General features: G+C 42.1%; 17 protein-coding genes. 8 read left to right on the forward strand and 9 right to left on the reverse strand.

Translation table 11 applies throughout. The annotated features are described in order from the left end of the window. Positions 1-20: 20 nt before the first annotated feature. The 4 genes from ALKIM_RS0110765 to ric all read right to left on the reverse strand — a co-directional run bounded on the left by ALKIM_RS0110765 (position 21) and on the right by ric (position 3,560). Positions 21-1,373: an ABC transporter permease gene (locus ALKIM_RS0110765; RefSeq protein ID WP_026474656.1), complete on the reverse strand. Its 1,353-nt coding sequence runs from the start codon at positions 1,371-1,373 to the stop codon at positions 21-23. 18 nt (positions 1,374-1,391) lie between these two features. Then, positions 1,392-2,312 (reverse strand): ABC transporter ATP-binding protein, encoded by a 921-nt coding sequence (locus tag ALKIM_RS0110770; RefSeq protein WP_026474657.1) that lies wholly within the window; start codon positions 2,310-2,312, stop codon positions 1,392-1,394. A 67-nt stretch (positions 2,313-2,379) separates the two neighbouring features. Then, positions 2,380-2,817 carry an RrF2 family transcriptional regulator gene (locus ALKIM_RS0110775; protein WP_026474658.1) on the reverse strand — a complete coding sequence of 146 codons (438 nt, stop codon included), beginning with the start codon at positions 2,815-2,817 and terminating at the stop codon, positions 2,380-2,382. Positions 2,818-2,834: 17 nt separating this feature from the next. Then, the gene (gene ric, locus ALKIM_RS0110780; protein ID WP_026474659.1) at positions 2,835-3,560 is read right to left on the reverse strand and encodes an iron-sulfur cluster repair di-iron protein; all 726 of its coding nucleotides are present in this window, start codon (positions 3,558-3,560) and stop codon (positions 2,835-2,837) included. Between the two features lie 302 nt (positions 3,561-3,862). Between ric and ALKIM_RS0110785 the strand changes: the two genes are divergently transcribed. Together ALKIM_RS0110785 and ALKIM_RS18290 are read left to right on the forward strand one after the other, a co-directional pair. Next, positions 3,863-4,399 carry a phosphohydrolase gene (locus ALKIM_RS0110785; protein ID WP_026474660.1) on the forward strand — a complete coding sequence of 179 codons (537 nt, stop codon included), beginning with the start codon at positions 3,863-3,865 and terminating at the stop codon, positions 4,397-4,399. Positions 4,400-4,401: 2 nt separating this feature from the next. After that, the gene (locus ALKIM_RS18290) at positions 4,402-4,773 is read left to right on the forward strand and encodes a hypothetical protein (protein ID WP_052345523.1); all 372 of its coding nucleotides are present in this window, start codon (positions 4,402-4,404) and stop codon (positions 4,771-4,773) included. 330 nt (positions 4,774-5,103) lie between these two features. Here ALKIM_RS18290 and ALKIM_RS0110795 read toward each other — a convergent pair whose 3' ends face one another. From ALKIM_RS0110795 to ALKIM_RS0110810, 4 genes are all read right to left on the reverse strand, one after another. Next, positions 5,104-5,619: a hypothetical protein gene (locus ALKIM_RS0110795; protein WP_026474661.1), complete on the reverse strand. Its 516-nt coding sequence runs from the start codon at positions 5,617-5,619 to the stop codon at positions 5,104-5,106. An 88-nt stretch (positions 5,620-5,707) separates the two neighbouring features. Further along, the gene (locus tag ALKIM_RS0110800; protein ID WP_044117892.1) at positions 5,708-7,876 is read right to left on the reverse strand and encodes a cation:proton antiporter; all 2,169 of its coding nucleotides are present in this window, start codon (positions 7,874-7,876) and stop codon (positions 5,708-5,710) included. Positions 7,877-8,161: 285 nt separating this feature from the next. Next, positions 8,162-9,712, reverse strand: a complete 1,551-nt coding sequence (locus tag ALKIM_RS0110805) for an Rne/Rng family ribonuclease (protein WP_026474663.1) — start codon at positions 9,710-9,712, stop codon at positions 8,162-8,164. A gap of 225 nt (positions 9,713-9,937) precedes the next feature. Continuing rightward, positions 9,938-10,222 carry an HU family DNA-binding protein gene (locus ALKIM_RS0110810; RefSeq protein ID WP_026474664.1) on the reverse strand — a complete coding sequence of 95 codons (285 nt, stop codon included), beginning with the start codon at positions 10,220-10,222 and terminating at the stop codon, positions 9,938-9,940. A 106-nt stretch (positions 10,223-10,328) separates the two neighbouring features. Between ALKIM_RS0110810 and mutY the strand changes: the two genes are divergently transcribed. The 6 genes from mutY to ALKIM_RS0110840 all read left to right on the forward strand — a co-directional run bounded on the left by mutY (position 10,329) and on the right by ALKIM_RS0110840 (position 15,428). Next, the gene (gene mutY / locus ALKIM_RS0110815) at positions 10,329-11,420 is read left to right on the forward strand and encodes an A/G-specific adenine glycosylase (RefSeq protein ID WP_157363894.1); all 1,092 of its coding nucleotides are present in this window, start codon (positions 10,329-10,331) and stop codon (positions 11,418-11,420) included. 43 nt (positions 11,421-11,463) lie between these two features. Further along, complete coding sequence (locus ALKIM_RS0110820) at positions 11,464-11,934, forward strand: single-stranded DNA-binding protein (protein WP_084555865.1); 471 nt, start codon at positions 11,464-11,466, stop codon at positions 11,932-11,934. Between the two features lie 27 nt (positions 11,935-11,961). Continuing rightward, positions 11,962-13,281, forward strand: a complete 1,320-nt coding sequence (gldE, locus tag ALKIM_RS0110825) for a gliding motility-associated protein GldE (RefSeq protein ID WP_235714405.1) — start codon at positions 11,962-11,964, stop codon at positions 13,279-13,281. Positions 13,282-13,290: 9 nt separating this feature from the next. Next, complete coding sequence (gene gldD / locus ALKIM_RS0110830; protein WP_044117893.1) at positions 13,291-13,875, forward strand: gliding motility lipoprotein GldD; 585 nt, start codon at positions 13,291-13,293, stop codon at positions 13,873-13,875. A gap of 131 nt (positions 13,876-14,006) precedes the next feature. Then, on the forward strand, positions 14,007-14,633 hold the full coding sequence (locus ALKIM_RS0110835) for a 4'-phosphopantetheinyl transferase family protein (protein ID WP_026474669.1): 627 nt from the start codon (positions 14,007-14,009) through the stop codon (positions 14,631-14,633). A gap of 63 nt (positions 14,634-14,696) precedes the next feature. Continuing rightward, positions 14,697-15,428, forward strand: a complete 732-nt coding sequence (locus ALKIM_RS0110840) for a geranylgeranylglyceryl/heptaprenylglyceryl phosphate synthase (RefSeq protein WP_084555866.1) — start codon at positions 14,697-14,699, stop codon at positions 15,426-15,428. Between the two features lie 18 nt (positions 15,429-15,446). Here the strand turns inward: ALKIM_RS0110840 and ALKIM_RS0110845 are convergent, their stop codons facing one another. After that, positions 15,447-15,992 (reverse strand): hypothetical protein, encoded by a 546-nt coding sequence (locus tag ALKIM_RS0110845; protein ID WP_026474671.1) that lies wholly within the window; start codon positions 15,990-15,992, stop codon positions 15,447-15,449. Between the last annotated feature and the right edge of the window lie 63 nt (positions 15,993-16,055).

The following is a 16,055-nucleotide window of genomic DNA, read 5'->3' on the forward strand; positions in this document are numbered from 1 at the left end:
ATGCAGGCATTACGCGTATGTTACCTGGTCGAATACCTGAACCACTTCCATAATTCTTTGTAATTCACTTTTTTACCGTACATAAGTATGCCTGTTCTGTATATTCTGGCTGCAAACCATGTGGTGAATAAAAAGCCTGCTACCAGCAGCGCCATGGATAGCGCAACCTGCCACATAGGCACGTCAAACGGAATTCTGGCCATCATTACAATTGGAGATGTGAATGGTATCATGGAGAACCAAAATACCAGTTCACTGTGCGGATTGCGGAAAGCGGCCATGGCAACATACAATGCAATAATGATGGGTATTGTGACCGGAAACATAAACTGTTGGGAGTCTGTTTCGTTGTCAATGGCTGAGCCAATAGCTGCAAAAAGCGATGCATAGAGCAGATATCCACCAATAAAGTAAAAGACGAAGAGAATGAGGGTGGTGACCGGATTCATGGTGTTAATCATTTCCATGATGCGGCCGTAATTAAACCCGGTTGACGCTGCAAGCTCTTCCATCTGGGCGGTTGTGTCTTGCGAACCGGCAATGGCTTCGATGCCATCAAGTCTTGTTGGCATAGGCGCATCGGTGAAAACCACAGTTTTTAATACTGTGAGGATTAAAAAGGTGAAAACAATCCATAGAACCACTTGGGTAAGCGCTACCAGTGCAATGCCAATGATTTTTCCCATCATCAACTCAAATGGTTTAACCGATGAAATAATAACCTCCACTATGCGGCTTGTTTTCTCCTCCATCACGCCTCGTAAAACCTGCGTGCCATAAATGAAGATGAAAATATAGGACATGAAGGCAAAGAGCATACTCACTATCATGGCTATTTCGGTTGAGCTTTCCTTCTCAGTTCCATCCTGACCTAATTTTAGTGTGGTAATGTTAACCCGCACATTGTTTATTTCGCCCATGATGTGGTCCAACCCTTCCAACTCAAAGGATTTGAGCTTCTCTTCCCTTAGAAAGTCTCGCAGGCTCCTTGAAATGTGGTCTCTTACATCAATGGTTATTTGGCCATCAGAAAACAGGCGGATGGCGTCAGGACGCTTCAGCAAATCGTCATCAATCGAAAGAAATGCGTAATATCCAGTAGATCCGAATTCGTTGCGTAGTTTGTTCTCTTCGGATGCGGGCAAGTAGCTGAAAATTAGAAGGTCGCTGTTTTGTATGCGCCCCTCGTAAAGGCCTGAATGGTCGATTATTGCAATGTGCTTCTCTTTTGTGTCTTCCAACAGGTGCATCAATGCCGGTATTGCGAACATGGCAGCGAAGAGTATCGGCCCCAAAATGGTCATGATGATGAAACTCTTCTTTTTAACTCGTGTGAGATATTCGCGTTGGAGTATTAATGGTATTTTACTCATGATTCGTCAGGGTTTGAGTCATTTTTTATTCTCGTTCACAACCTTAATAAAAATATCGTCCATGCCCGGCAGTATCTCCTGGCAGCCGTGGATGTCGCAATGGTTAATAACCAGTTTCAGAAGGTGGTTTACATCCATTTCGCGCGGCATTCTTATCTGTAAAGATTGGTTTCCGTTGACCGACTTTGTACTCACAATTTCTGCTTTCTCATTAATGAGCGTGTAGGCCTGTTCTAAATTGCCAGAGATGTCCAGTTGAACAAGATTTTCTTTGTACTGGTAACGCACATCGGATACTTCACCGGTAAGTATTGCTTTGCCGCGATTTATCAGGGTGATGTGGTCGCAAAGCTCTTCTACCGAACTCATGTTGTGCGTCGAAAAGATGATGGTTGCACCCTCTCTCTTCAGGTTTAGAATCTCTTCCTTTAATAGATTGGCGTTGATAGGGTCAAAGCCGCTGAATGGTTCGTCAAAAATGAGTAACGATGGTTTGTGCAGTATGGTGATGATAAATTGAATTTTTTGTGCCATACCTTTGGATAGCTCTTCAACTTTTTTGTCCCACCACGGCTGTATTTCGTATTTTTCAAACCAGAATTTCAAACGCTTCAGGGCGTCTGCACGCGACATTCCTTTAAGTTGTGCCAGGTAAAGAGCCTGTTCGCCAACTTTCATTTTTTTGTACAAACCGCGTTCTTCGGGAAGATAGCCAATGCGACTGATATCGCTGCTTTTGAGCGGTCGTCCGTCGAAGAGAATTTCGCCCTTGTCAGGCCCGGTAATTTGGTTGATGATTCGGATGAGTGTGGTTTTGCCAGCACCGTTGGGGCCTAACAAACCAAAAATGGTGTTGTGCGGTACGGCCACATTCACATGGTCGAGTGCCAGATAACCCGAATAATCCTTTACTACATTTCTTGCTTCTAAAAATGACATAAAAACAGGATTAGGATACTTGTTTTATCAATATCAAAGCAAATGTAGGCAAAAAATGCTAATTTATTCAGATGAGACGGTTCAACACCGCATCTCCATCAATTATTTTTTTTGCAAGGGTGTTTATTGTAGTTTTTGTGGCGAGATCCTGATATTGGTTTCTTATAATAGCGTACTGGTTGTGTATTGGGCATGGATTTTCATCAGAGCATTTGCTCAGGCCTATGCCACAACGTGTAAAAAGTTTATAGCCCTCAATGGCATTGATGATTTCAATTAATGGCAGTGGTTTGCTTTGTGGGTCGAAGAAGAAGCCTCCACCGCGACCTCTTACTGACATGAGCAGTTTTTGGCGTACTAGTGTTTGTAAAATTTTGGCTGTAAACTGTTCGGGTGCTTCAATTTCCCGGGCAATTTCGCGATAACCGGGACGCAGTCCGTCCCGGTTTTTTACAGCGATGTAAACGAGTGATCGGATGGCATATTCAGAGGCCTTAGATAGCATACTTATATTTTTGCCGACTAATTTACTACTTTTTTCTCCAATTCGAGGGCTTTTGGAAAAAGGATGTTGTTTTCCAGATGAATATGGCGGTGGAGGTCGGCTTCAAAGGCTTTTAATTTTTCCAGTCCTACACGGTATGTGTTACAACCATCGGCCGGAACGGTGTAATTGTTGGTGAGTTTTGCAATGTTGCGGAAACGCTCTCCTTCACCATCGTGTTCATCGTTCATGGTGTCGATAACATCCTCAATGCTTTTTGGCGCCAGTTTGGTTGTTTTTTTGTTTGTGCGTTCTGCCTCTTCAAGACGCTTTACATAAGGGAAGAGTATCTCCTCCTCATCTTTCAGGTGACTGGAGAGTGCTGCTACAGCCCCATTAAACAAGGTGTTAACTTCAACCAGTTCGGGGTGGTTTGCACCATGCACTTCGGCCAGCTTTTCAAGATATTGTGGTATGGCTTGGATGTTCTCTCGCACAAATGTGTGATGCACTTCAATGATATGCTCTATCAAACTTGAAAGTGGCAACCGGTTTATCAGGTCAGATTCCGGATCTTTGCCCTGTACAGCTTTTTCGAGGTTTGCCAGTAATTGCGCCAACTCAACACCATATTTTGATGCAGCGTTTTCCAATGTAATGTTTCCTCCGCAGCAGAAATCAACCCCAAACTGGCTAAAAATGTCCGCTGTTTTGTAGTTCTGTGCTACCAATGCACCTACCGTTATGTTTTTGTCGATTGCCATAATAACTTGTTTAAAGTGGATAAAAATATCTTTAATAGTGCAAATATATCGGTCGGGGTGGTTATATGCAAATAATAAAAGACAAAAACATCTTTAATTAAGTTTTTTTACTTTTTAAAGGCCTAACACCATTTGGTTGAGTGTTTTCCTGATGCTATATTTTCTATAGGTTTGAACCGTTCGTCAGTTTACTTTTTGCTTTTGCCCATTAGTGGTTAGATTAGGATTTAATAACATTACTTATACTTAGATGGAGTTTGTAGTTCTAAATGTATTAACTGATTTTTATAATTTTGTACCGTATGATTGAGATACTTATCGATAAATATTACCCGAAGCATCGTAAGGTTCGTTCCATTTTGCTTTGCCATAGCAACTTGGTGAGGGATAAATCGTTGCTTATTCCGCAAAACCATCCGGAACTTAGCGCGAACGTTCATTTGCTTAATGATGGGGCAATGGTGCATGATATAGGAATTGTTTTTACAAACGCTCCAGGGATTGATTGCTTTGGGGATGCGCCATATATTTGTCATGGAATTCTTGGAAGAAAAGTTCTTGAAGAGAATGGTTTGGAACATTTGTCGTTGTTTGCCGAGCGACATACAGGTGCGGGTTTGTCTCTGCATGAGATAAAGCAACAGGAGTTGCCTTTACCTGCCAGAGATATGGTGCCTGTTTCTATCGAAGAACAAATTGTATGTTTTGCAGATAAGTTTTTTTCGAAAGGTGCAGATATGGAGCGTGAGAAATCTCTGTCACAGGTGCGAAGGGAATTGGCTCGCCATGGCATCGAACAGGTTAAGCGTTTTGACAGATGGTGTGAAATATTTTTATAAAAATGATGCAAGAGGAGAAAAATGAGGATAGGGGGGCAGCATATTTCTATCATCACCCGGATTTTAAGTTCAATTGTGCTCAGGCAATAGTACACTATTTTGGTGGCGATGCGGATGCCGTGGAGCGTATGCGCAAATGTGGAGGTGGAAGAGCCAATCTTGGCAATTGTGGCGCATTACACGGTGCTCTGGAGATTTTGAAGGATTCTTCCTGGCATCGTGAATTGGTATACAAAAAATTTGTTGAAAGGGCAGGTTCTCCATTATGCCACGAGATTCGTAAAGGTAAAGGTGTGTCGTGCAAAAATTGTGTGGAAATTGCAGAAGCGATTCTGGTTGAGATGGATGTAAAACCCAAACACATCTCAGAATAGGTTTAGTCGTTCTATTGCGAGCCAGATGTTAATACCATCAGATATATGACGCAAAAATGAGGTGGAGTGATTCGCAGGAAAACAGCTTCTTAGCTATTTGAATCATTAACCTCTGGGTCGATGAATGCAAATGTATGGTTTTGTGCGGAGGTTTTTGTCATTTTGGTAATTCAACAAAAAATCCGTTGTCATTTTATTCTGCTGTTACCATTACTTCGTTCAAAATTAGCTTGAAGTTTATTAATAGTAGTTTTCATACGATATTTATCGCTATCGTTACAAATACTGATACGTGTCAAATGTTTTGATTAACAATGAACTGTCAGTGTTTTATGTATGACATTCATTACTGTCGTTTTTTATTTTTACTCCTAAATCTTCTAAAATTCGCATTGATATATGAACAAGTTGTTTATGATTCCATAGGTAGCTTAGGTATATAAATCCAAATAAAACAGACCAACACACTATCCACAAAATTCCAATCTTTAAAATTCCATTATATGAATTGAAGTATTCAACTATTAATAAAGGTAACGTTAGAAAAAGGAAAATAGAAAAAATGAATACTAACCCGTATTTAATGTAAGTTTCGATGTCTATTATAATTTTTGAATTACTTTCAGATGCTTTAAATTCAAATGTTATAGTCCCTATTCCACGAAAAGGATTAATTAATGAGGGAAATTGGTCAAGACTAAATTTATCTATTGAAGTTTTTATTTTTCTATAATCAACAGCATCTGATGCACCCAAAAAGCCTTTTTCTTTTTGTTGAGTTTTAAGTAATTCTAGTTTTGAAAATACTTCGCTTGTACTCGTACCTATTTGGTGTTCATATTTCATTCTAGGCAAGTTTGTTAATCAAGGTTTTTTATTGATGCGCCCAACTTTTCGATGAAAATAATATTAGCAAATTATTAGCCAGCTCAATTTATTTCCTCAACAATCTGGAAATGCTGTCTACCAAACTGTCGAAACGTTCAATGTTTTCGCTTAAAAAATCCAGGTGAGACGGGTTGCCAAAATCATTTAGTACTGCCTCTTTGAATCCATACTGACGCGGATAAATGATAATGAAGTTATTCTTCTTCACATACTTTTTGAGATATTTTGGTATGCGCGACATGGTGCTGTGATATGAGACGGCATTTTTACGACTCATAACCACGATTAGTCCATCGTCGGGTCCAGTCTCCGAGAGCAGAATCAGAATATCTTCATAGTCGTCGAACCGCCTGAAGTCAACCGGTACGGGGTGCTTTTTGTGCAGTTTGTCAATCACTTTTAGGGTGTTCTCCGTGCCAAAAAACACCAATTTTACACCCGTATTTTCAGCCAGTTTCCATATTCTGGTGAGCCAAAACGCAAATCCGGGCTCTTTTTCGCCGTCGGGTGGCACAATAATTAAGAAGCGTTTATTGGTAGCCAATGGTTGAAAAACGCGGTAGATGTATATTGTAGCGTGACATTTTGAAAGCAGACCTTCGGCAATGCTGCCTAAAAGTGAGCCGGCCAATTTACTTTTATGGTGCAGCCCCATAAAAATGTCTGTAATTTTCTGCTCTCTCACCACATTGGTAATTCCATTTACCACGTTTAAATCGTAACGGAGCAGCTCATTCAGATGGGTATCTGTTGCGGCAGCCACCGTGGCTGCTCTTTGCAGTGCTTTTTTTGCGTTGCGTTCCTCGGCGGGGTCAAAACCTTCTTGTGCAATCACATTTAACCCGTAAAAGGCCGCGTTACTTTTTGCTTTGGAGGTGATGGCAAGGTTTACCAGCTCTTCGATGGTGTCGGGGTGACTGATGGTGATCAGAATACGCTCCTGATTTAAACCTTTATTTTTTTCTGAATCACTGCTGGAGGCGGTTCCTCTTGCAATGTTTTGTGCGCCTTTTTGTGCTACAAACGAGGCGATGGTGCAGGTTATCAGAATCATGAGGATGGTGCCATTCAGGATGTTCTCGTTCAAGAGTCGGATTGGCGCTCCAGTCTCTGTCTCCCCAATAATCACGTTGTAGCCAACCAATACCGCGGCCAAAGTGGCTGCAGCCTGAGCATTGCTCAATCCGAATATGATGCGGCGTTCGTCGGTTGTAAAACGGAAGGTTTTTTGCGTGAGCCAGGCGGCTGCAAACTTTGAAAATGTAGCTGTTACAGTCATAACAATAGCTACCAATATGGCTTCCAGATTTGTGAAGAGTATCTGAAAATCGATGAGCATGCCTACGCCTATCAGGAAGAATGGAATAAAGAGTGCATTGCCAACAAACTCTACACGGTTCATCAATGGCGACGTGTTGGGTACGAGTCTGTTCAGCGCCAGACCTGCCATAAATGCACCTATAATGGCTTCAACACCTGCTACTTCGGCTAAAAATGCTGAGATAAATACTATGGCAAGTACAAAAATGTACTGCGAAACCTTATCATTTATGCGCTTAAAAAACCATCGTCCGAGGAGTGGTACCAGAAAGGCTACTGCCGCAATAAATAGCGACAGTGAGATACTTAGTTTTATCCAAAAGCCAGGCCCTATTTCGCCTCTGGTCATCCCTACCACTACCGCCAGCACTATCAACGCCAGTGTATCGGTAATCATGGTGCCGCCCAGGGTGATGCCTACCGCTCTATTTCTGCTTATGCCGTATTGGCTGATGACCGGATAGGCTACCAGGGTGTGTGATGCAAACATACTTGCTAAAAGCACCGAGGTGAGAAGAGAAAAGCCCATGACGTAAAGGCCTGCCAATATACCTAGTCCCATGGGAATGAGAAAGGTGTACATGCCGAAAATGATGCTTTTTTTGCTGTTCTTTTTAAAGTCGGCCATGTCTATCTCTAAGCCGGCAAGAAACATAATGTATAACAATCCTACCGTGCCAAACAGCTCTACGCTGCTGTCGCGCATGAGTAAATTCAGTCCGTTGGGGCCAAGTAATGCACCGGCTATAATGAGGCCTATCAGATGCGGTACTTTGAAGATGTTGAGAATGATAGGTGCAAACAGAATAATGAACAGGATAACTGAAAATATTAGAACTGGGTTTTCCAGAGGAAATGTCAGTCCATTGATTCCATGTACATTTAAAAACACCATACGCGAATCCTGTTGATTTTGGTTTACTGCCTCAGCGAAGAAAGCCAGGCTTCCTTTTTCATTTATGCCTGAGTGTTATTTTTTGATGCCTCTGGTTATTCTAACGATAATAAACACCTTAAGAACATTGGCATTTATCCAAAAATAAGAAAAAAGAGTAGAATGCGCATGATTAGGTTGTTAATTGTGCAGGAGAGGAGTGAAGGTAAATTATCAGTTGGATAATAAACATCTGTGAGTCAAAGGCTCAGATATGATTCAATTGGGCATAAAAAAAGGTTGATCTCAAACGAGATCAACCTTTTTGTTTTTATGGTCAATGATCTTGAACTCCAAAAATGCGAGAGAGTCGGAGGGTACAACTCTGATTCCAAAGCCATATTTCCATCTCCATTTAAGTATGGTTGAGGGAAATCCCTTTTTGAGGTAAGCATAAAGGAATGGATGTACCCACAGGGTCAATTTCTTTAACTTGAGCTGTTGCACAGCTAACCGGATGTTGTGTTCTATTTTATCATTAAACAGAATAGAGGGACCAATAACGCCTGTGCCGAGACACGAGGGACATTTTTCAGCTGTTTCGATATGCATTTCGGGGCGTACCCGTTGACGCGTAATTTGCATCAATCCGAACTTGCTAAGCGGCAATATGTTGTGTTTGGTTCGGTCGGTAGCCATGGCTTCCTTCATTTTCTCAAACACTTTTTGCCTGTGATCCGGATCTTGCATGTCGATGAAGTCCACCACAATGATGCCACCCATATCGCGCATACGAAGCTGACGGGCTATTTCATCTGCTGCGGCAATGTTTACCTCTAGTGCGTTACTTTCCTGGTTGGCAGCTGATTTGGAGCGGTTTCCGCTATTCACGTCAATCACGTGAAGTGCTTCGGTGTGCTCAATGATAAGGTAAGCACCACTTTTAAACGAAACCGTTTTGCCAAAAGAGGCCTTAATCTGTTTTTCAATTCCAAACTGGTCAAACAACGGGACGTTGCCACTGTGTAATTTTACAATTTTTTCGCGACCGGGGGCGATTAGTTCCACGTAATCCCTCATTTCCCGATAGGCATCATCGTCATTGACATAGATGGCATGAAAGGTAGGGTTAAACAGGTCTCTAAGGAAAGCTGTTGTTCTGCCAATTTCACCAACAACGAGGCCCGGAGCCTTGGTGTCTTTAAGCTTGAGAGCAGATTCCTCCCAGCGTTTTACCAATGTGCGAAGTTCCTTATCGAGCTCTGCTACGCGTTTACCTTCTGCTACGGTTCGTACAATTACGCCGTAGTTTTTGGGTTTAATACTTAGCAGTAGTCGTTTTAATCGGCTTCTTTCTTCTGGTTTTTCAATTTTTTGGCTCACAGAAACCCTGTCGGAGAAAGGAATCAGGATGAGGTTTCTGCCGGCAATGGAGATTTCGGAAGTAAGCCGTGGCCCTTTTGTAGAAATGGGCTCTTTTGCAACCTGAACCAAAACTTCCTGACCAGAGGAAAGCACTTCGGAGATTGTCCCGTTTTTGTTAATGTCGTTTTCCGGTTTCAACTTGTGCAAAGCAATTACTCCTTTTTTTGCAGATGCTGTGTTGACATATTTCTGTAGGCTGCGAAACTGGGGTCCAAGATCGAGATAATGCAAAAATGCGTCTTTTTCGTATCCTACGTCAACAAATGCGGCGTTCAGACCGGGCATGATTTTCTTAACCTTTCCCAGATAGATGTCGCCAACTGCAAACTGAACGTTACTTTGCTCTTTTCTTAGCTCTACCAACCTGCGGTTTTCGAGCAATGCAATGGTAAGTTCTTTGGGAGTAACATCAATAAATAATTCTGCACTCACTTATAGTAAATATTGATTGTTATCAAATTTCAAAGAACGTTTAATGTCAAAACAAAAGAACAAACAGACACTATTTCTGTTTGTTCTTTGATTTCTTCAGAACAGACTACTTCTTCTTCTTATGTCTGTTTTTTCTCAGTCTTTTTTTCCTCTTGTGAGTGGCCATCTTATGCCTTTTTCTTTTTTTACCACTTGGCATAGTGCTTGATTTTAAAAGTTAAACTATTACTTCACGTTGTTCTTCACTTTGGTCACGAAGCTCTTAGAGGGCTTGAAGGAAGGAATGAAGTGTTCAGGAATGATAATGGTTGTGTTTTTAGAGATGTTGCGTGCGGTCTTCTCAGCTCTTTTCTTGGTTACGAAGCTACCGAATCCTCTCAGGTAAACGTTCTTACCTCTTACCAGGTTACCTTTGATGGTTTCCATGAAGGCTTCAACAGTCTTCTGTACTGTAACCTTCTCAATTCCTGTATTTTTCGAAATTTCGTTTACAATATCAGCCTTTGTCATTGCTTGTAAAATTATTTAATTATCAGTTAATTAGAGACTCGTTTTCAAAAATCAGATTGCAAATATAAACCCTTTTGCATTCAAAAAAAAACTAAAAGAACTATTTTTGGATAAATTTTTAAAAATGACCGGTTTCGCTACCTCTATTATAAGTTGGTACAATATAAATAAGCGTGATTTGCCATGGCGACAAAATGCCAGCCCCTATCATGTGTGGATATCTGAAATAATACTACAACAGACCCAGGTTAAACAAGGATTGGATTATTACAATCGTTTTATCAGTTTGTTTCCGGATGTGGTTTCTCTTGCCAATGCTTCGCAACAGGATGTTTTACTCGCATGGCAGGGACTGGGGTACTATTCACGTGCCCGGAATTTGCATGCAGCGGCTCATCAAATTGTTGAGCGGTACAATGGTGTGATGCCCGATACCTATGCTGAGCTCATCAATCTGTCAGGAATTGGCCCTTACACTGCCGCTGCCATTGCTTCAATTGCTTTTGGTGAACCTCATGCCGTTGTGGATGGTAATGTTTTCCGACTTCTGGCGCGCTGTTTTTCTGTGGAGTTACCCATTGATACTGGCGAAGGAAAGCGTTTTTTTACAAATTTGGCTAATGAATTGCTGGATAGCACAAACCCGGGAGACTTTAACCAGGCCATGATGGAACTGGGAGCTTTGGTATGTACACCGGCCAACCCTGATTGTGCCATCTGCCCGTTACGCACAATGTGTAATAGCTATCGGTTGGGAAATCCATTTAGTTTCCCTGTAAAATCCAGAAAGACAACTAAGAGAGATCGCTATTTCTACTATTTTGTTCACGAAAGTGATAAACAGTTGGCTATTACCCGCCGCGAGAAAGGAGACATCTGGCAAGGGCTGTGGGAACTTTTGCTTATTGAGTCTGACAAGAGACTCTCAGAGAATCAAATCGTCAGGCAGCTTTCTGAATCTTTGAATATGGCGCCTTTAGCTGTGTCGCATGTTGTGGAGATGCGCCACTTGCTTACGCATCAAAACATTTTTGCTTCGTTGCACAAGGTGAAAATGCCTGAGAAGTTTAACCTTGTCACATTTAAGGATAAAATAGTGGTTTATACTGGCAGAGAGAACCTGACAGATTATCCACTGCCAAAACTAATAGAAAAGCTATTGGCGCAATATTTTGATTTGCCGCCGAAAGTTTTGTAATTTTAGCTCTCTTTTTATCTCTTAACCCTTAAATGTCAATATTATGGTAAATAAAGTAATTCTTATTGGAAATGTAGGTAAAGACCCTGAGATACGCTATTTTGACAACGATCAGGCTGTGGCAAATTTCACGCTTGCTACCACCGAACGCGGATTTAAAACACGCGACGGGCAGGATGTGCCCGAAAGAACCGAATGGCACAACGTGGTTGCATGGCGCGGTCTTGCTAAAGTTGTAGAAAGCTATGTGAAAAAAGGTACCCAGCTATATGTGGAAGGTAAACTACGCACCCGTACATACGATGATACCAATGGTGTGAAAAGATATGTGACTGAAATTGTTGCCGACTCACTCAACCTGCTCGGACGACGCCCCCTGGGCGATGGCGAATCCGCACCCATGACTCAGGCCGCAGCAGCTCCAGTGCCACCAAAACAACCGGTGCAGAATAGCGGCAATGAATCTCCTTTTTTAAGTGGCGATAATGGTCCGGAGGACGATTTGCCATTTTAATGTAAACTAAAATCATCATCTACGAACTTGGAAACAGATTCGGTTATTCAAATACTTATAGCAGCCCTACCGGTGGTTCAGTTTAATGCACTCACCACCGGTATGATTGCAGCCATTATTGCGATAGGGCTCTTGTTGGTGAGCTCAGCACTCATATCAGGTTCCGAAGTGGCCTACTTTTCACTTAAGCCTTCTGATATTTCAGATATGAAGGAGAACAACTCCCGTTCATGTCGAATGGCACTCAGGCACCTTGCCAATCCCGAACTTTTACTTGCATCTATCTTAATCGCCAACAACTTTGTTAATGTGGGCATTGTTATTCTCTCATCTTATGTGGCGGGAGAATTGATATTGTTTAGTCAGCCCGGGGTTCTGCAGTTTATTTTTGAGGTAATAATTATTACTTCCATGATTCTTTTCTTCGGGGAGATAATGCCAAAAGTATACGCAGGACAGGCATCGCGAAAGTTTTCTGCTTTCATGGCGTATCCACTACTGTTTATTACCCGGTTTTTTTTACCGCTGAGCATGATAATGGTGAAATCTACCAATGTGGTGAACAGGCGTCTGGCCCGTAAAATGAAGGGGATATCACTTGACGACATATCCCATGCACTCGACCTTACTGACGATGAGCTTACCGAAGGAAAAGAGATACTGAAAGGCATTGTAACTTTTGGTAACATCAATGTGGAGAAAATAATGACTGCCCGAGTGGATGTGGTGGATGTGGACATTAAAAGCGAGCTCTCAAAAGTAATTTCTGTTATTGTTGATTCAGGATACTCGCGAATGCCGGTGTATGAAGATGGACCCGACGATGTGAAGGGTATATTGTATGTGAAAGACTTACTTCCACATCTTGGTAAGGACAATACCTTTAAGTGGCAGGATTTGATTAGGCCGGCTTATTATGTGCCTGAAACAAAGCGTATAAATGATTTGCTCCAGGAGTTTAAAACCCATAAAATCCACATGGCTGTGGTGGTTGATGAATATGGAGGAACCTCTGGTATTGTTACGCTTGAAGATATTCTGGAAGAGATAGTGGGTGATATCAGCGACGAACTGGATGAGGAGGAGGTGAATTTCTCCATATTGCCCGATGGTGATTATCTTTTCGAAGGCAAAACACTACTCAAGGATTTCCTGAAAGTGACTCTGCTGCCAGAGGATACTTTTGATAAAATAAGCGGTGAAGCTGAAAGTCTGGCAGGGTTGCTTCTCGAACTAAAAGGAGAAATACCTGCCAAACATGAGTTAATAGAGTACGGAAGTTGCAGATTTACCATCGTGGCGGCCGATAACAGGCGCATTAAAAAGGTTAAGTACACAAAATTATAATCATCAGAAATGGTTAATTTGATAAAGAAAGGCATACTCCTGATGGCCGGAGTTGTGGTGTTTGCATCCTCTTGCCGCGACATAGGCACGCCAAAGCCCAGAGGCTTTTTTCGAATTGATTTGCCCGAGAAGGCTTATAAGCTTACAGAAGTAGAGATGCCCTATCGTTTTGAATATCCTGTTTATGGACGAATTGAAACCGATGTTTCACCAACTGCTGAGCCATACTGGATAAATCTGTTTTTTCCCGAATTCAAAGCGCGCGTGCACATCAGTTATAAAGAGGTAGAGGATAACCTCTATTTTCTGCTGGAAGACAACATCCGGTTTGCATACAACCATGTGGTTAAGGCTGAAGCCATCGATGAACATATCTTTTTTGATGAGGAGAATGATGTGTATGGGATGTTATTTGAAATCAGGGGTGATGCGGCTTCGCCCGTACAGTTTTTTGCCACCGACAGCGTGCGGCATTTCCTGCGTGGATCCTTATATTTTCAAACCAAACCCAATAAAGATTCTCTGGCGCCTGTGGTGAGTTTTTTAACCGAGGATTTGGTGCATATGATTGAAACTTTGCGTTGGAACGATTAACAAAGCACTAGAGTTCTTAATATCAAAGGGAAATTGAGTGAATAGCCTTTTTATGCACCCATAATGATTCTTTTTTGCGATGTTGAGGTTTTTGTATTTATGCGTTAAGCATCAAATTTTTATGTAGTTGTATGCCATTAATAGTAGATGTTGCCAACAGTAATGGCGGACGACTCGCGGTCTGGCAAATAAATGAGACTGAACAGTATCTTTTGGATGCCTTGTCTCCCACGGATGAGATGGTGCTTCAACTCAAGCGTATAACGTGTGAAGAAAAGCGCCTTGAATGGTTGGCATCAAGGGTTTTGTTGCATAAACTTACCGATGGCTGTGCAGATGTATACTACAATCCCAACGGAAAGCCTTTTATTCCTGATTATTGCGGCACAATAAGTATTTCACACACCCGCGGGTTTGCTGCCGTGGTGCTGTCGCCAGATTTGGCAGGTGTCGATATGGAGTATCCATCGCCCCGCATCTCCAGAATTGCTTCAAGGTTTATTCATCCATCGCACGAAAACTTTTTTACTACGCACGAGGCTGATTTGTATCATGCGCTTATCTGGTGTGCAAAAGAGACTCTATATAAGATGGCCGATTGTCCAGGTCTTATCTTTAAAGATGATATGATTGTTCTGCCTTTTGTTGCAGAAACGAATGGCGTTTTTAGTTGTAGACTGAGAAAAGCAGATGTGTGGCACGAGTATAAACTTAATTATTGTATTACGCCATTGTACTTCATTGCTTGGCATTGGTAACAATCTTATTTTTGCATTACTTTGTATAGTAAGCATTCCCCGCTTTTTTGAGAATATTTTGGCATGATTTACGATTTCATTACAGATAAAATACGCCGCAAGGAGAAAATCCTCGCCTTGTTAATCGACCCTGACAAATGCAGTGGCGAGAAACTCGATGGCTTTATTGCTCAGGTGCGACGCAATCCGCCACAACTTATCCTGGTGGGTGGCAGCCTTATCAGCAATCCGGTTGAGCCGGTTGTTGCTGCTCTTAAGGATGGATTGAACATGCCGGTTGTTCTTTACCCCGGCAACCCCAATCACTTGACCCCAAATGTAGATGCTGTCTTATTTTTGTCGATGATTTCCGGCCGTAATCCGGACCTCTTAATTGGCAGTCATATAATTGCTGCGCCATATATCCGAAAGCATGGCATAGAGCCTATCCCAACCGGATATATGCTTATAGATGGAGGATGTCCCACTTCGGTTGAGTATATCAGTCAAACGCGCCCGATTCCTGCCAACAAAACGGATATTGCTGCTGCAACCGCAATGGCTGGTGAAATGCTTGGGCTGAAAATGATTTATATGGATGCCGGCAGTGGAGCGGTTAACCCTGTTTCGCCAGCGATGCTAAAGGCGGTGCGTGCCTCAGTCGCGATTCCTCTGATGGCCGGTGGTGGAATAACATCGGCTGAAAAACTGAAACTTGCCTTTACTAACGGTGCGGATTTGGTGGTAGTTGGAAACGTTCTGGAAAAATCACCTGAGTTACTCAATAGTTTTCTGAATATTACGGCATCTGTGTAAATCACAAACCGTTATCGTTTAGTGTATTTCACTGTGTTTAATGATGATTTTCGTGTCATCGTTCTGAATCCATAAACCATTGTAAAGTTTGCCGGCAGGTGCGTTTTTTGAGTTGGTATATCCCCCGCTGTGTTCAATGGTCGTCCATTTAAGGGTCACTTTTTGGGCTTTTTCTGAGCATTGAATGCCTCCCCAAAGTTGAGCGGATTGATTTCTGTTATCTTGAAGATTTTCGGCAACAGTGATAAGATTGGGATTGGCTGCTGTTCCCAGGCTGGTGAAGGTTCCGTGGTTGATTATCCTAATTGGAGGCGCCAGTTGCGGCACTTCTATAAGCAATGTTACCCCTTCCTCCATAACAATCTCACCATTGAATGGTATAATTAAATCTGCAGTAACCCGATATGTGCCACCTCCTCGCAGGATGCCGGTCATTGGCCCTGTAAGTTCAGTTGTACGTGAAGAAATTTGTGTGATGTGAACCGGTGATTCATCAACTTGGGTGCAGCTCTGAATCAGTATCGAAATGGTGAGTAGAATCTGAATTATATTGTATTTGCTCATAGTGTCTGATTATTGTTGTCAGACACAAATGTTGCATTTTCACATTCAAAAGAGGTTACATAA

The sequence above is a fragment of the Alkaliflexus imshenetskii DSM 15055 genome (assembly GCF_000517065.1).
GTDB lineage: Bacteria > Bacteroidota > Bacteroidia > Bacteroidales > Marinilabiliaceae > Alkaliflexus > Alkaliflexus imshenetskii.

Bases quoted from the DNA above. Each gene is read 5' to 3' on its own strand.
- ric (WP_026474659.1), bottom strand. From the start codon at position 3,560: ATGGCAATCGACAAAAACATAACGGTAGGTGCATTGGTAGCACAGAAC.
- ALKIM_RS0110795 (WP_026474661.1), bottom strand. From the start codon at position 5,619: ATGAAATATGAACACCAAATAGGTACGAGTACAAGCGAAGTATTTTCA.
- ALKIM_RS0110840 (WP_084555866.1), top strand. From the start codon at position 14,697: ATGATTTACGATTTCATTACAGATAAAATACGCCGCAAGGAGAAAATC.
- ALKIM_RS18290 (WP_052345523.1), top strand. From the start codon at position 4,402: ATGATGCAAGAGGAGAAAAATGAGGATAGGGGGGCAGCATATTTCTAT.
- ALKIM_RS0110770 (WP_026474657.1), bottom strand. From the start codon at position 2,312: ATGTCATTTTTAGAAGCAAGAAATGTAGTAAAGGATTATTCGGGTTAT.
- ALKIM_RS0110800 (WP_044117892.1), bottom strand. From the start codon at position 7,876: ATGGTGTTTTTAAATGTACATGGAATCAATGGACTGACATTTCCTCTG.
- ALKIM_RS0110810 (WP_026474664.1), bottom strand. From the start codon at position 10,222: ATGACAAAGGCTGATATTGTAAACGAAATTTCGAAAAATACAGGAATT.
- ALKIM_RS0110845 (WP_026474671.1), bottom strand. From the start codon at position 15,992: ATGAGCAAATACAATATAATTCAGATTCTACTCACCATTTCGATACTG.
- ALKIM_RS0110785 (WP_026474660.1), top strand. From the start codon at position 3,863: ATGATTGAGATACTTATCGATAAATATTACCCGAAGCATCGTAAGGTT.
- ALKIM_RS0110765 (WP_026474656.1), bottom strand. From the start codon at position 1,373: ATGAGTAAAATACCATTAATACTCCAACGCGAATATCTCACACGAGTT.
- ALKIM_RS0110820 (WP_084555865.1), top strand. From the start codon at position 11,464: ATGGTAAATAAAGTAATTCTTATTGGAAATGTAGGTAAAGACCCTGAG.
- ALKIM_RS0110835 (WP_026474669.1), top strand. From the start codon at position 14,007: ATGCCATTAATAGTAGATGTTGCCAACAGTAATGGCGGACGACTCGCG.
- gldD (WP_044117893.1), top strand. From the start codon at position 13,291: ATGGTTAATTTGATAAAGAAAGGCATACTCCTGATGGCCGGAGTTGTG.
- ALKIM_RS0110775 (WP_026474658.1), bottom strand. From the start codon at position 2,817: ATGCTATCTAAGGCCTCTGAATATGCCATCCGATCACTCGTTTACATC.